The sequence below is a fragment of the Streptomyces sp. NPDC001700 genome, assembly GCF_053596435.1.
On sequence record NZ_JBSFGE010000027.1, the window covers coordinates 22,905 to 36,584 of the forward strand.

The 13,680-nt window shown below is 72.0% G+C and carries 14 protein-coding genes; 5 read left to right on the forward strand and 9 right to left on the reverse strand.

Annotated features, from left to right (window positions below; all coding sequences use genetic code 11):
• The first annotated feature begins 35 nt into the window (after positions 1 to 35).
• From ACWC5C_RS34670 to ACWC5C_RS34680, 3 genes are read left to right on the forward strand one after another with little or no spacing between them, the layout of a single operon-like run.
• On the forward strand, positions 36 to 902 hold the full coding sequence (locus ACWC5C_RS34670; RefSeq protein WP_450882042.1) for a chorismate synthase: 867 nt from the start codon (positions 36 to 38) through the stop codon (positions 900 to 902).
• Positions 899 to 2,008: an o-succinylbenzoate synthase gene (gene menC, locus ACWC5C_RS34675; RefSeq protein ID WP_450882044.1), complete on the forward strand. Its 1,110-nt coding sequence runs from the start codon at positions 899 to 901 to the stop codon at positions 2,006 to 2,008. The genes ACWC5C_RS34670 and menC overlap by 4 nt, the downstream gene beginning before the upstream one ends.
• A 25-nt stretch (positions 2,009 to 2,033) precedes the next feature.
• The gene (locus tag ACWC5C_RS34680) at positions 2,034 to 2,867 is read left to right on the forward strand and encodes a class I SAM-dependent methyltransferase (protein ID WP_450882046.1); all 834 of its coding nucleotides are present in this window, start codon (positions 2,034 to 2,036) and stop codon (positions 2,865 to 2,867) included.
• A gap of 6 nt (positions 2,868 to 2,873) precedes the next feature.
• Here the strand turns inward: ACWC5C_RS34680 and glpK are convergent, their stop codons facing one another.
• Positions 2,874 to 4,373, reverse strand: coding sequence for a glycerol kinase GlpK (gene glpK / locus ACWC5C_RS34685; protein WP_450882048.1), 1,500 nt, complete (start codon positions 4,371 to 4,373; stop codon positions 2,874 to 2,876).
• A 64-nt stretch (positions 4,374 to 4,437) separates the two neighbouring features.
• On the reverse strand, positions 4,438 to 5,205 hold the full coding sequence (locus tag ACWC5C_RS34690; RefSeq protein ID WP_385441610.1) for an IclR family transcriptional regulator: 768 nt from the start codon (positions 5,203 to 5,205) through the stop codon (positions 4,438 to 4,440).
• Between the two features lie 153 nt (positions 5,206 to 5,358).
• Here ACWC5C_RS34690 and ACWC5C_RS34695 point away from each other — a divergent pair, with 153 nt between their 5' ends.
• A complete protein-coding gene (locus tag ACWC5C_RS34695; protein ID WP_450882051.1) occupies positions 5,359 to 5,793 on the forward strand; it encodes an ATP-binding protein in 435 nt (144 codons plus the stop codon).
• A 23-nt stretch (positions 5,794 to 5,816) separates the two neighbouring features.
• On the opposite strand, the gene ACWC5C_RS34700 is transcribed toward ACWC5C_RS34695, so the two are convergent.
• The 4 genes from ACWC5C_RS34700 to ACWC5C_RS34715 form a co-directional block, all read right to left on the reverse strand.
• On the reverse strand, positions 5,817 to 6,938 hold the full coding sequence (locus tag ACWC5C_RS34700; RefSeq protein ID WP_450882053.1) for a PP2C family protein-serine/threonine phosphatase: 1,122 nt from the start codon (positions 6,936 to 6,938) through the stop codon (positions 5,817 to 5,819).
• A gap of 52 nt (positions 6,939 to 6,990) precedes the next feature.
• Entirely contained in the window at positions 6,991 to 8,217 is a 1,227-nt protein-coding gene (locus ACWC5C_RS34705; protein WP_450882055.1) for a cytochrome P450, read from the reverse strand.
• 57 nt (positions 8,218 to 8,274) lie between these two features.
• On the reverse strand, positions 8,275 to 9,408 hold the full coding sequence (locus tag ACWC5C_RS34710; protein WP_450882057.1) for a PP2C family protein-serine/threonine phosphatase: 1,134 nt from the start codon (positions 9,406 to 9,408) through the stop codon (positions 8,275 to 8,277).
• Positions 9,409 to 9,474: 66 nt separating this feature from the next.
• Entirely contained in the window at positions 9,475 to 10,812 is a 1,338-nt protein-coding gene (locus tag ACWC5C_RS34715) for a gluconate:H+ symporter (RefSeq protein WP_385441600.1), read from the reverse strand.
• Positions 10,813 to 11,001: 189 nt separating this feature from the next.
• On the opposite strand from ACWC5C_RS34715, the gene ACWC5C_RS34720 reads away from it, so the two are divergent.
• Complete coding sequence (locus ACWC5C_RS34720) at positions 11,002 to 12,132, forward strand: DUF5954 family protein (protein ID WP_450882059.1); 1,131 nt, start codon at positions 11,002 to 11,004, stop codon at positions 12,130 to 12,132.
• A gap of 12 nt (positions 12,133 to 12,144) precedes the next feature.
• Here the strand turns inward: ACWC5C_RS34720 and ACWC5C_RS34725 are convergent, their stop codons facing one another.
• From ACWC5C_RS34725 to ACWC5C_RS34735, 3 genes are all read right to left on the reverse strand, one after another.
• Positions 12,145 to 12,681, reverse strand: coding sequence for a hypothetical protein (locus tag ACWC5C_RS34725; RefSeq protein WP_450882061.1), 537 nt, complete (start codon positions 12,679 to 12,681; stop codon positions 12,145 to 12,147).
• 103 nt (positions 12,682 to 12,784) lie between these two features.
• Positions 12,785 to 13,159: a hypothetical protein gene (locus ACWC5C_RS34730; protein ID WP_450882063.1), complete on the reverse strand. Its 375-nt coding sequence runs from the start codon at positions 13,157 to 13,159 to the stop codon at positions 12,785 to 12,787.
• A gap of 58 nt (positions 13,160 to 13,217) precedes the next feature.
• Positions 13,218 to 13,610 (reverse strand): roadblock/LC7 domain-containing protein, encoded by a 393-nt coding sequence (locus ACWC5C_RS34735; RefSeq protein WP_450882226.1) that lies wholly within the window; start codon positions 13,608 to 13,610, stop codon positions 13,218 to 13,220.
• Positions 13,611 to 13,680 lie beyond the last annotated feature (70 nt).

Genomic DNA, 13,680 nt, shown 5'->3' on the forward strand with positions numbered 1-13,680 from the left:
GAGACGCCCGGGTCCGGCCCGGGAGACTCGGTGCCATGACACCAGCAGTGACGATGGACGCCGGTGCGCTCGCGTCCGCCGCCGCCCACACCGCCGGGGTCGGCGTCCGCACCGTGGACGATGTGGCCGGTATCCAGGCGGTGGCCGACTTCCTCGCCGACGTATGGCAGCTGCCGCACACCAATCCGCCCTATCCCAGCGAGGTGCTGCACAGCCTCGTGCACGCGGGCGGCGCGGTGCACGCCGCGTACGGGACCGGCGAACGGCTGGCGGGGGCGGCCGTCGCCGTCTTCGGACCGCCCGCCGACCGCAGCGCGTACTCGTTCGTGGCCGCGGCCACCGCCTCCGACCGGGGCGTCGGCTTCGCGATCAAGCAGGCCCAGCGGGTCTGGGCGCTGGAGCGCGGCGCCCGCACCATGCGCTGGACCTTCGACCCGCTGGTGGGCCGCAACGCCCGGTTCAACCTGGTCAAGCTGGGCGCCGTCGGGTCCGAGTACCTGGTCGACCTGTACGGGCCGATGAACGACGGGGTGAACGACGGCGACGAGAGCGACCGGCTCACCGCCGCCTGGGACCTCGACCCCGGTACGGCCCACACCACCGACGAAGCCGAAGCCGACGAGGCCCGGGCACGCGCCACGGCGGTCCGCCCCGCCCCGGACGGCGGCCCGCTCGCCGTACGGGACGACCGGCGGCTGTGGTGCCGGGTGCCCGAGGACATCGTCGCGCTGCGCGCCGCCGACCCCGCCCTGGCGCTGCGCTGGCGGCACGCCGTACGGGAGGTGTTCACCGACGCGTACGCCGAGGGGCTGCGCGCCACGTCGATGTCCCGCGACGGCTGGTATCTGCTCACCCCCAGCCCTGCCGAGGGGCCCGACACCGATGAGGAGCCGCGCGCATGAGGCTCGAACGCGTCGAACTGCTCCATGTCGCCATCCCGCTCGTCACCCCCTTCCGGACCTCCTTCGGGACCATGACCAGCAAGGACACTTTCCTGCTGCGGGTCGTCACGGACGCGGCCGAGGGCTGGTCCGAGTTCGCCGCCGACCCGGAGCCGCTGTACTGCTCCGAGTTCGTCGCCGGTGCCGAGACCGTGATCCGCGACTTCCTGCTGCCGCGCGTCGCCGCCCTCCCCGAGCCGACGACGGCGGCCCTCGCGCCCGCCATGGCCGCCGTCAAGGGCCACGAACTCGCCAAGGCGGCCCTGGAGACGGCCCTGCTGGACGCCGAACTCCGCGCCTACGGCATGCCCATCGCCACCTTCCTCGGCTCGGTCCGCGACCGGGTGCCCGCGGGCGTCTCCGTCGGCATCAAGAACTCCCTCCCCGAACTGCTCGACGACGTCGAGCAGTACCTGGAGGAGGGGTACGTCCGCATCAAGCTCAAGATCGAGCCGGGCTGGGACCTGGAGCCGGTGCGCGCCGTACGCGAACGGTTCGGCGACGCGCTGCCCCTGCAGGTCGACGCCAACACCGCGTACACCCTCGCCGACGCCCCTCACCTGCGGAAACTGGACGCCTTCGACCTGCTGCTCATCGAGGAGCCGCTGGCCGAGAACAACCTCCACGCCCACGCCCAGCTGCAGCGCCGGATCACCACCCCGGTCTGCCTGGACGAGTCCATCCACACCGCGAGCGACGCCGCCTCCGCGATCGCCATGGACGCCTGCCGGGTCATCAACGTCAAACCGGCCCGGGTCGGCGGCTATGCGGAGGCCCGCCGCATCCATGACCTCGCCACCGCCCACGGCGTCCCGGTGTGGTGCGGCGGCATGCTGGAGACCGGTATCGGCCGGGCCCCCAACCTGGCCCTCGCCGCCCTCCCCGGATTCACCCTGCCCGGCGACACCTCGGCGTCCAGGCGGTACTTCGCCGAGGACATCACCGAGCCGTTCGTCTTGGCGGACGGCCATCTGCCGGTGCCCACCACGCCCGGCATCGGCGTCACCCCGCTGCCGGACGCCCTCGCCCGGTTCACCACCGCCACCCGGGTGCTGTACGGCGGGTGAACCGGGTTCTGCCATGATCGACGGCATGGACAGCGCACACGGCGGGGCGGGCAGGACCGACGACGATCAGGGCTATCTGCTGGACAACCGGCAGACCGAGGCGGGCATCCGGTTCGGCGCCCTGGCCGAGCTGTTCGACCCGAGCACCTTCCGCCACGTCGACCGGCTCGGCATCGGACCGGGCATGCGCTGCTGGGAGGTGGGCGCCGGTGGCCCCTCCGTCCCCGAGGGTCTTGCGGAACGGGTCGGGCCCACCGGGCAGGTGATCGCCACCGACATCGACGTGTCCTGGACCCGCACCACGGCCACCGGAGCGGACCGGGTGATCGAGGTGCTGCGCCACGACGTGGCCGCCGACCCGCCGCCGCCCGGCCCGTTCGACCTGGTGCACGCCCGCCTCGTCCTGGTGCACGTCCCCGACCGGGCGCAGGCCCTGCGCCGCATGATCGAGGCGCTGCGGCCCGGCGGATGGCTGCTCCTGGAGGACGCCGACCCGGGGCTTCAGCCGCTGCTGTGCCCGGACGAGTCCGGCCCGCAGCAGCGCCTCGCCAACCGGTTGCGCTCCGGTTTCCGCGAGCTGATGGCCCGGCGCGGCGCGGACCTCGCGTACGGGCGCACCCTGCCCCGGCTGCTGCGCGAGGCCGGTCTCGAAGACGTGTGCGCCGACGCGTACTTCCCCGTGGCCTCACCGGCCTGCACGGTCCTGGAGACCGCCACCGTGCGGCAGATCCGCGCCCGGCTGGTGGCCGCGGGCCTGGCCACCGACGAGGAGATCGACCAGCATCTGGCGAACGTGGCCACCGGGCGCCTCGACCTGGCCACCGCCCCCATGATCTCCGCCTGGGCGCGCCGCCCCTGAACAGCCTCATCTGATCCAGCCGAACGACAGCTCCACCGCCCGCTGCCAGTTCTCGTACTCCGCCTGCCGCCGCGCCGGATCCATCGTGGGCATCCACTGCCCGGCCCGGTGCCAGTTCCGGCGCAGCCCCTCCAGGTCCGGCCAGTAGCCCACGGCCAGCCCCGCGGCGTACGCGGCACCCAGCGACACGGTCTCCGAGACCATCGGCCGCACCACCGGCACATCGAGCACATCGGCCAGGAACTGCATCAGCAGATTGTTGGCCGTCATCCCGCCGTCGACCTTCAGCTCCCGCAGCGGCTCGGGCGAGTCGGCGTTCATGGCGTCCACGACCTCGCGGGTCTGCCAGCCGGTGGCCTCCAGCACCGCGCGGGCGAGATGGCCCTTGGTGATGTACGAGGTGAGGCCGACGATGACGCCACGCGCGTCGCTGCGCCAGTGCGGGGCGAACAGGCCCGAGAAGGCGGGCACGATGTAGCAGCCGCCGTTGTCCTCGACGCTGCGGGCCAGGGTCTCGATCTCCGGTGCGCTGTGGATCAGCCCCAGCCGGTCGCGGAACCACTGCACCAGCGAGCCGGTGACCGCGATCGGCCCCTCCAGGGCGTAGACGGGCGGCTCGTCGCCGACCTTGTAGCCCACGGTGGTGAGCAGCCCGTGCCGGGAGCGGACCAGGTTGGTGCCGGTGTTGAGCAGCAGGAAGCTGCCGGTGCCGTACGTGCACTTGGCCTCGCCGGGCGCGAAGCAGGTCTGCCCGAACAGCGCCGCCTGCTGGTCACCGAGGGCGGCGCCGATCCGTACGCCCGGCAGCACCTCCCGCGCCACGCCGTAGCCCTCGGCGGAGGGGCGGATCTCGGGCAGCATCGCCCGGGGTATCCCGAAGTACGACAGCAGCTCGTCGTCCCAGGTGAGGGTGCGGATGTTCATGAGCATCGTGCGGCTGGCGTTGGTGGCGTCGGTGATGTGCAAGCCCCCGGAAGGACCGCCGGTGAGGTTCCAGATCAGCCAGCTCTCCATCGTGCCGAACAGCACCTCGCCGCGCTCCGCCCGCTCCCGCAACCCCTGGACGTGGTCGAACAGCCAGCGGATGCGGGGCGCGGAGAAGTAGGTGGCGGGGGAGAGCCCGCAGCGGTCCAGGAAGAAGTCGTCGCCGGTAGCGCGCCGCAGCTCCTGGACGAGCGCGTCGGTGCGGGTGTCCTGCCAGATGATCGCGTTGCCCACGGGATGGCCCGTATCGCGCTCCCACACCACGGTGGTCTCGCGCTGATTGGCGATGCCGATGGCCGCGATCTGCTCGGGCCCGGCGTCCGCGTCGCGCAGCGCCCGGGGCACCACCCGCCGCAGATTGGACCAGATCTCGGCGGGGTCGTGCTCCACCCAGCCGGGCTTGGCGTAGTGCTGCCGGTGCTCGCGCTGGGCGACGGAGGCCAGCCGCCCCTGGTGGTCGAAGAGGATGCACCGGGTGGACATGGTGCCCTGGTCGATGGACATCACATAGCGTTCAACCATGGCCTGGCCTGCCTTCGGGCGGGTGCGGCGTCGGGTACGAGCGGTACGCGCACGGCATGGCGGCTCACCAGCGGGCCGCGCCGAGGTCGCGGGAGATGGCCCGTGCGGCGTCCCGGGTCAGGCCGACCAGCGACGGCTGGGGCCCGCCCTTGCTGTCGCAGACGCGCTCCACGGTGCCGGACACCCCGACGGCGCCCACGACCAGGCCGCCCTGGCCGCGGATCGGCGCCGCGATATCAGCCTCACCCATGACGGTTTCCTGGACCGCGGCCGCCCATCCGGCCTCCCGGATCTCGCCCAGCGCCTGGTTCAGCGCGGCCGGGGAGGCCAGCGTGTGCCGCGTATAGGTCTCCGGCTCCGCCTCCAGCACCGGTTCCACCGGCGTCGCCCCGAACGCCAGCAGGACCTTGCCCAGGGCGCTGGCGTGGAGCGGCAGCAGCGAGCCGACGTCCAGGGTCTGGAAGGTGTCGTCGGGCCGGAAGACATGGTGGACGATGAGCACCTTGCCCTCCAGCGGCACCCCGATGCGGACCGCCTCCCCGCTGCGGGCGGCGAGCGCGTCGGCCCAGTTGAGGGAGCGGGACCGCAGCTCGTTGATGTCGAGGTAGCTGGTTCCGAGGTGCAGCAGCGCCGCGCCGAGCTGGTATTTGCCGGTGGCCCGGTCCTGTTCGACGAAGTCGACGCTCTGCAGCGTGCGCAGGATTCCGTGCGCGGTGCCCTTCGCCAGACCCAGCGAGGCGGCCACCTCGCCCAGTCCGAGCCGACCGGAACCCTGGGCGAGCAGCCGCAGGATCGCCGCTGCCCGCTCGATGGACTGCACCGGGCCGGCCATGACGTGATCGTAGCTCTTCGGGCATGCGTTCACCCCCGCACGGGAACGTTCGGTAATGCCGACCAGGATTCGTTGACCCCGCCGGTCGTCGCCCATAGCGTCCGTAACAGGACATGAGGAACACGACCGGCGGAGTATCCGGAAGGAGGAGATATGGCGGATCAGCTGACCATGCCGTGGACCGGCGGAGCGTACGTCGATCATCACTTTCCGGTGCCGCATCTCCACGAGGCCGTCGCCGGTGTGCGGCGGCGGGCGCATGCGCTGCTGGCCGATTGGGGGCTGGCCGCCGAGACCCTGGAGGACGCGCTGCTGGTGGTCTCCGAGCTGATCACCAACGCGGTTCTGCACGCCCTGCCCCCGGCCGTTCTGCGGCTGCGCTGGAGCGAGACCAAGGAATGCGGCACCCTGCACATCGCGGTCACCGACGGCGGACCGGCGCCCCGGGGCGCGGACCCGACCGAGGAGGCCGAGCCCGATGAGCACGGGCGCGGGCTGGGCATCGTCACCGCGCTCTCGGCCCGGCACGGCACCGCCCCGGGCTACGGGGGAATCGTCACCCGGTGGGCGGAGCTGCCCGTCGGCTGACCGGTGTGGGGCGGCGGGCCGGTTCATGTGCGCTCGTGCGGGGAGATGGCGAGGACGGCGACGTCGTCGTGGAGCGCGCGGGCGTGAGCCGGGAGATCCGTGTTGAGGAACTCGATGACGTCGATGGGTTCCGGGGGCGGTGCCCCGGCGAACCGGTCGCGCAGCCGCTCCAGGAGGGGGTAGAAGGCCCCCGTCACATCGCGGGCCTCGATCAGCCCGTCGGTGCACAGCAGCAGCACATCGCCGCGCAGGAAGCGGTGATGGACGGGGACCGGGCTCTCCTTCGCCAGCGAGCCCAGGCCCAGCGGCAGGGACGGCGGCCCGCTCAGCGTCATCACCTCGCCCCGGGAGATCAGGACGGGCTCGATATGCCCGTGGTTGATCACCGTCAGCCGGTGCGCGAGCGGGTCGTACTCGATCAGCGCGGCGGTGACGAACAGCTCGTCGTCCGGGATCTCCGCGGCCTCCCGCGCCATCCGGCTCTCCAGCCGGGCACAGACCTGCCCCAGATCCCCCGGTTCGTAGACGGCCTGGCGGAAGCCGCCGAGCACATCGGCGACGGTACGGACCGCCTGCAGCCCCTTCCCCCGGACATCGCCGATGATGGCCCGCTCACCGGTCCGGGTGGCGCGGATGTCGAAGAGATCACCGCCGATCATGGTCCCGGCCTCGGCGGGACGGTAGAGCCCGGCCGTCAGCACATGGCCGACCTCGTGCGGCAGCGGCCGCAGCAGCGTGCGCATCAGGGCCTCGGTCACCGTGGCCGCGTGCACCAACTGCTTCTCCTGGCGCTTGCGGTGGGCGGCCAGCGCGGTGCCGAGGGCGCCGACCAGGGCGGTGGAGAGGTACGAGGCGACGTAGTGGCGCTCGAAGAGGTAGCCGACGCTGCGGCCCGCGCAGCACGGGGTCCCGGCCAGCACCCCCTCGAAGACCACGGTGAACAGCGTGACCCCGGCGACCCCGGCCGGGCCGAGCGTGAACGCGGCCACCACCGGCAGGGCGATGAGCAGGAAGCTCACCGGCCACTGGACGGGGGTGATGGGCTCGATCGCCAGGATCGCCGCCACATAGAGGACCGGCAGCCAGCGCAGCCAGGCCGGGGGAGCGGGCACGCCCCGCAGCGTGTCCGAGGCCGGTGGCGTCACGCTCCTGGGCGCCTTGGAGCGCACGCTCAGCCCTTGCCCGGCCCGACGCGTATCACGCTGCCCCATCCCAGGTGACGGGGAGCCGGTGCACTCCGTAGACCAGCATGTCGTCGCGCAGCGGCACCTCCCCGGGCGGTACCGCCAGCCGCAGCGTGGGGAACCGCCGGAGCAGCGCCGGATAGCCGGTCCGCATCTCCATCCGGGCCAGGTGCTGGCCCAGGCACTGGTGGACGCCGTGGCCGAAGGCGATGTGCTCGGTGGCGTCACGGGTGACGTCCAGGCCGTCGGGGTCCGGGAACCGGGCGGGGTCCCGGTTGGCGGCGGCGATCGAGGCGACCACGGTCTCCCCGGCCCGCACCCGCGCCCCGGCGATCTCCACGTCCTCCCGCGCCACCCGGACCGTGCCGAACTGGACGATGGTCAGATAGCGCAGCAGCTCCTCGACCGCGTCATCGGCCCGCTCGGGACGCTCGCGCACCAGCCGCGCCTGCTCGGGGTGGCTCAGCAGCGCGAAGGTGCCCAGGGCCAGCATGTTCGCCGTCGTCTCATGACCGGCGATGAGCAGCAGCAGCCCCACCCCGGTCAGCTCCGCGTCCGAGAATGACGCGTCCGCGTCCGCGTCGTGCACCAGCCGGGACAGCAGCGCCCCGTCCGGCCGCCGCCGCTTGGCCGCCACCAGCTCCCGCATGTAGTCCCACACCGCGTCCCGGGCCGCGAAGATCTTCTCCTCGTCCTCGTCGATCCGGAACAAGGTGGCCGACCACCCCTGGAAGGCGGCCCGGTCGGCGTACGGAACCCCCAGCAGCTCGCAGATCACCAGGGACGGGATGGGCTGGGCGAACGACCGCACCAGATCGGCCGGGGGTCCGGTGTGCTCCATCGCGTCCAGATGATCCGTGACGATCCCCTCGACGCGCGGCAGCAGCTCCCGCGTCCGCCGAGGCGTGAACCACCGGGAGATCAGCCGCCGGTAGCGGGTGTGCTCGGGAGGGTCCATGCCGATGAACGAGCCGAGTCGGCGCTCATCGTCCTCCCGCATCGGAAACGCCCGGATCGGCGACGAGGCCCGGACCCGGTCCGAGCTGAACCGGTCGTCCGCGAGCAGATCGCGGACATCGTCGTAACCGGTGAGCAGCCAGCCCGTCTTCCCGTCCGGAAAGGCCAGCCGGGCGGCGCTTCGCCGGGCGCGGAGCGCCCCGTACGCACCGGGCGGGTCGAACGGGCAGCCGCGATGCCGGGGCAAGGAGACCGGGGACGGCCCGGATGAGGTGACGGACACGGATGCGCTCCCTTCCACCAGCCCTTCACATTCGAGCGTAATCGGTATAAAGCGGGACTACTCGGCGTGGCCGGTGGCGGGCGGCAGGGGACAGCGGGCGGCGACGACGATGGCCGCGTCATCGCCCACCTCACCGCCCGTGTGCTGGAGCAGGCTGTCCCGGAGGTGGCCCGCCAGGGACTCCGGGCTGTCGCCGTGCCAGGCCGCGACGCGGTCGGCCAGCGGGAAGAAGGCGCCCTCCGCGTCGCGGGCCTCGATCACCCCGTCGGTGTGCAGGACCAGCAGATCCTCGTCCTCAAAGCCGAACGTCTCGACCACGCAGCCGTCCCCCGGTGCCATGTCCAGCCCCAGCGGCAGCGCTGGCTCGCCCAGCTCCAGCGTCCGTACCGCGCCCCGGTGCACCAGCAGGGGCGGCGGATGGCCGCAGTTCACCATTCCGGCGACCGCGCGGTCGTCGTACACGTCCACCACCAGAGCGGTGACGAACGACTCCTGGGCGGCGCCCTCCTCCACGGCGGTGTGCACCCAGTTCCAGCGCACCGCGTTGCCCAGGTGGGCGGCGATGCCCGGCAGCGTCAGATCGCGGTAGGCGGATCCGCGGAACGCGCCGATCAGCACCGCCGCGTCCCCGATGGCGGCCAGCCCCTTGCCGCGCACGTCGCCGATGAGCAGCCGGGTCGCGCCCTCGGTACGGACCGCCGCGTACAGATCGCCGCCGATCTGGGCCTCCTCCTCGGCGGCCAGATAGACGGCGGCGATCCGCAGCTGCCCGACCCGGTCGGGGAGCGGCCGCAACAGCACCTCCTGCGCCGCCACCGCCACCGACCGCACCTGCGACAGCCGCCGCTCCCGCCGGTCGGTCACATACCGGAACGCGGTCACCAGCACCGAGATCACCACCAGGGTGCCGAGCTGGGCCTGCTGGTGGGCGGTCATCAGGCCCCCGTGCAGCTGCCCGATGATCACCTGCGCCACCACGGCCAGCACCCCGACCGCCCCGGTGGCCAGCGGCCCCGCGAACGAGGCGGTGACGGCGGGCGCCACGGCCAGAAAGGGGCCGAGACGGACGGCCTGCGGGGACTGGATGTCGATCAGCGTGATCGTCAGGATGATGGCCAGCGGAAAGAAGAGCAGCGCCGGGCTCGACCACGATGCCCTGGCGGGCCGGGCGGGGGCGTGCCGAAAGCGCATATCTCCTGCTTACACCCGTTGCCCCCGCGACGCCCTGCCCTCGCCCGCCCCTCCGGCGGGGCCCGGCTACAGGCCGAGGGCGTCCAGGCTCGCCTCGACCGCCAGGACACCGCCGAGGCCGAGCACCGCGAGCACCGTGGTGTACGTGGTGCGCGCCTTGATGGCGTCGATGACGGAGAGGTTGAAGTACTCCTTGAACATCCAGAAGCCCGGGTCGTTGACGTGCGAGAAGGCGATGGAACCGCAGGAGACCGCGAGCACCATGAGTTCGGGGTGGACCCCGCTGCCGTCGAGCAGCGGCTGCACCACCCCGGCGGCGGTGACGACGGCGACCGTGGCCGAGCCGAGGGCGATCCGGAGGATGACCGCGATGAGCCAGGCCAGGAAGATCGGGGACACCGGCCAGCCGTCCGTCAGATCCTTGATGTAGTCGGATATCCCGCCCTCCACCAGAACACCCTTGAAGGCGCCGCCCGCCCCGATCACCAGCAGGATCATCGCCATCGCCTGGGCCGCCGAGTTGCACGACTTGCTGACCTCCGCGAGCCCCCGCCCGATCCGCGGGCCGAACGCCCACAGGGCCAGCAGCAGGGTGAGGAGCAGGGCGATCGGCGCCGAGCCGATGAAGGTGACCAGCGGCAGCGCCGGATCGGAGTCGGGTACGGCCATGTCGTACACCGCCGCCCCGGCGATCAGGACCACCGGGAACAGCGCCACCGACAGCGACCAGCCCAGGCCGGGCATCTCCTCGTCGCTGAAGGTGCGCTCGGTGACCAGGCCCTGGGGGATCTCGGGGTTCATCCGCCGGATGAACGGGAGCCGCGGCCACACCAGGGCGATCAGCGCGCCGAACGGTACGGCGAAGAAGAGGCCGTAGAACAGGGTCAGTCCGACCGACGCGTCGAACGACGCGGCCACCGCGGTGGGTCCGGGGTGCGGCGGCAGGAAGCTGTGCATGGTGGACAGGGCGATGGACATCGGCAGCCCGACCCACAGCAGGTTCGCGCGGGTGACGCGGACGATGGTGAACGCGATGGGCACGATGATGACGAACGCCACCTCGTAGAACATCGTCACGCCGATCAGCATCGCGGTCACCACCATGGCCACCTGCACCCAGCGCTGCCCGAAGGTGCCGACCATCTTGTCCGCGATGCGCTGCGCGGCGCCGCAGTCGCCCATGACCCGGCCGACCATGGCGCCGAGCCCGATGACGATCATCGTGTCGCCGATCTGGTCCCCGATGCCGCCCGCCAGGACGTCCGGGATCTTCTCCAGCGACACCCCCTGCACCAGTGCGACGCCGACCGCCACCAGCATCAGCGCGATGAAGCCGTTGAGCTTCAGCTTGGTCATGAGGAACAGCAGGCTCAGGACGCTGATCCCGACGACGACAAGAGGCATGCGAACCCCGACTCCACATATGCGTACACGGTCTACGTATGGAGATGGAGGCTAAGTTGGCGCCGGACGACGGGTCAATAAGCGTGCGCCACCTTGTTGTTGGGGACTCCGCAAGGGCTCATCCCACGGTCGGATGGACTTTCAGCCGATCTGTCGCGCAAGCGGCTTGTATGTGCTCATGCTGGCCCCATGACGGAAGAGGGCGAGAACGTCCCCGCCTATCGGACGGTCCGGGTGGCCGCGCCGGAGGCGCCGGTGGCGGCGGTGGCGGATGTGGAGGCATGGCGGTCGCGGGAGGTGTATCCGGAGATCCTTTCGGCCGGCGGCCCGGTGTTCGGGGTGGTGCGGGAGTGTGAACAGGGCGGCTGGGAGCTGGTGTCGCCGTTCTCGGGGCTGGCGCCGCAGGACGCCCGCGAGGGCATGGGCTGCCAGTTCCGCAAGATGGCGCAGGAGGCGGAGGCCGCCGGTGACCGGGCGGCCCAGAAGGAGTGCCTGGCAGCCGCGGAGCGGATGGACTGGGAGGTCATCGACGAGATGACGGTCCTCGGCGGCCGGTTCCGGGTGGTCCGGGCCGAGCGCTTCCTCCGCTCCGGCCCGGTGGGGCCCGAGCCGCCGCGGATCACCGACCTGGACCCGGCGCCGCCGGGGGAGGCGCACCGGGCGCCCGACCCCACCACGGGGTTCGTCATCGATCCGGTGACCGCCACCGGGGTGTCCGACGGCATCCTGAAACTCGAACTGCTGTCGATGCTCCCCAAGCGCGGCAGCGTCCCGCAGGAGGTGCGCGACGACTGCCTGCGCGCGGCGGACACCCACCCGGGAGGCGTGCTCCTGCCGCCGACGTTCATGACGGTCGAGAAGGCCGCCGGGGAGTGGCGCTCCGACTGTGCGGGGATGTCCACCACACCCCAGGGCGCACGGGACACCCTGGCGCTGGAGATGCGTGTCCTCATCCCCTGGAAGCTCGGCCTCGAACCCGCCGAGCGCGCGCCGTACATGGCCGCGGCGGACCGGCTGGACGCCGAGCGGGGCGATGAACTGGAGGTGCTGGGGCGGCTGTTCAGGATCGTCCGCGTCGAGCGCCTGGTACGGATCGGGCCGGACGGCCCCGAGGGCCCCCGGCCCTCCGACTGGGACCCGCAGCCGCCGGTGAAGCTGCACGACCAGCAACTCCGCGACCAGGGCCTGCTCACCGACGATGACGATGACGAGGACGACGACGAGGACGGCGAACTCGAACTCGACGCCCACACCCGGAAGCTGGCCGAGCTGTTCAACGAGGAGGAGGCCCGCCGCAAGGCGCGCCAGGAGGGGTGCTGAGCGCCGCCGGCGTCAGCTGACGACGGCCTCGGCCACCGCGGAGACGGCGCCGACGGCCACCCCGTAACCGGGGACGGCGAGCAGCGGCCAGGGAACGGGCGCGGGCGCGAGCACCCGCCAGTGGAACGCGTAATCCCGGTACTCGGGCATCCCGTCCGTCCCCGGCAGCACCATGAAGCGCGGCTGGACCGTGCAGAACAGCCACCAGTCCAGAATCAGCAGATCGGCGAGGACGAGAACGAGGAACGCCACGCCGCCGAAGACGAAGCCGGGCCAGAAGCCGAGGGTGCCCTCGGCCCGGCCGTGCAGGTCAACAACGCCCACGACCGGGACGGCGACGAACAGCAGCGCGTTGAGCAGCCCCATCACGGTGGCCGTGCGCTTGCCCCGGGCGCTCTGCGGGCCGTGGCGCTCCCGGATCGCGGGCGGATAGTCGTCGAGCAGCGCGTCCCGCGCCACCAGTAACCCGCCCACGATCACCGAGGTGAACAGCGCCGTCAGGACGAGCGCGTACCCGAGGCTCACCGTCATCACTTCCGACCAGCTCATGGCCGATCAGCATAGAATCGACGGTTAGGTTTGCCTAGCCTAAATAGATCTGGGTGCGGGGCGACCCGTCGCCCCGCACCGGATGCCGGGTCGGCCGGGAGGGTCAGACCTCCAGGTCGGCCTCTATCCTGCGCAACTGGTGGCGGGCCATCGCCAGGTTGGCCCTGTTCTTGTCCAGCGCCAGATAGAGGAAGAGCCCCTGGCTGTTCCGGCCCTTCAGCAGCCGGATCAGGTGGTACTGGGAGCCGAGGGTGATCAGGATGTCCTCGATGCCGTCCTTGATGCCGAGCTGCTCCATGGTGCGGACCTTGGCGCGGACCACATCGGTGTTGCCCGCGGCCGCCACCGTCAGGTCGAGTTCCTTGCCGCCGCCCAGGGTGCCCAGGGCCATGCCGCTGGAGTAGTCGACCAGCGCGACGCCGATCGTGCCCTCGATGGACGTCATCGCCTCTTTGAGCGCGGTCTGGGTGTTCGCCATGATCTGGCAGTTCCTTTCGATGGTTGGTGCGTTGGGTGGTTCGATGGGACGGTGTGGCTCACTGCCCGGCCTTGCCGAGCGCGTCGCCCACCAGCTCGGCGACGCGGGCGCCGGACCGGCGGGCCTCCATGTGCAGACGGCCCACGTTGGTACGCCCGTCGGCCAGCACGGTCAGGACGGCGGCGGGGCCCGCGGCATAGGTGGCGACGTAGCCCTCCTCGCCGCGGACCAGCAGTTCACGGAAGGCGCCCCGGCCGGTGGCGTGGGCCAGGGACTGGGTCACCCCGAGAGCCGCGGCGGTCAGCGCGGCCACGCCCTCGGGCTCGATGGCGGCCGTGTCGTGGGCCAGCACGAGACCGTCGCTGGTGGCGACCAGGGCGCCGGTCACATGGATGACGCGGGCCCGCAATCGGCGCAACTCGTCCAGGACTTCGGCTTCGGCGGCCAACAGCTCTCTCCTCTCCGCACGCTGTCGCGGTTCGGCGGGCCGACGCGGGTCGGCGCGCTGCCGCGGGTCCGTG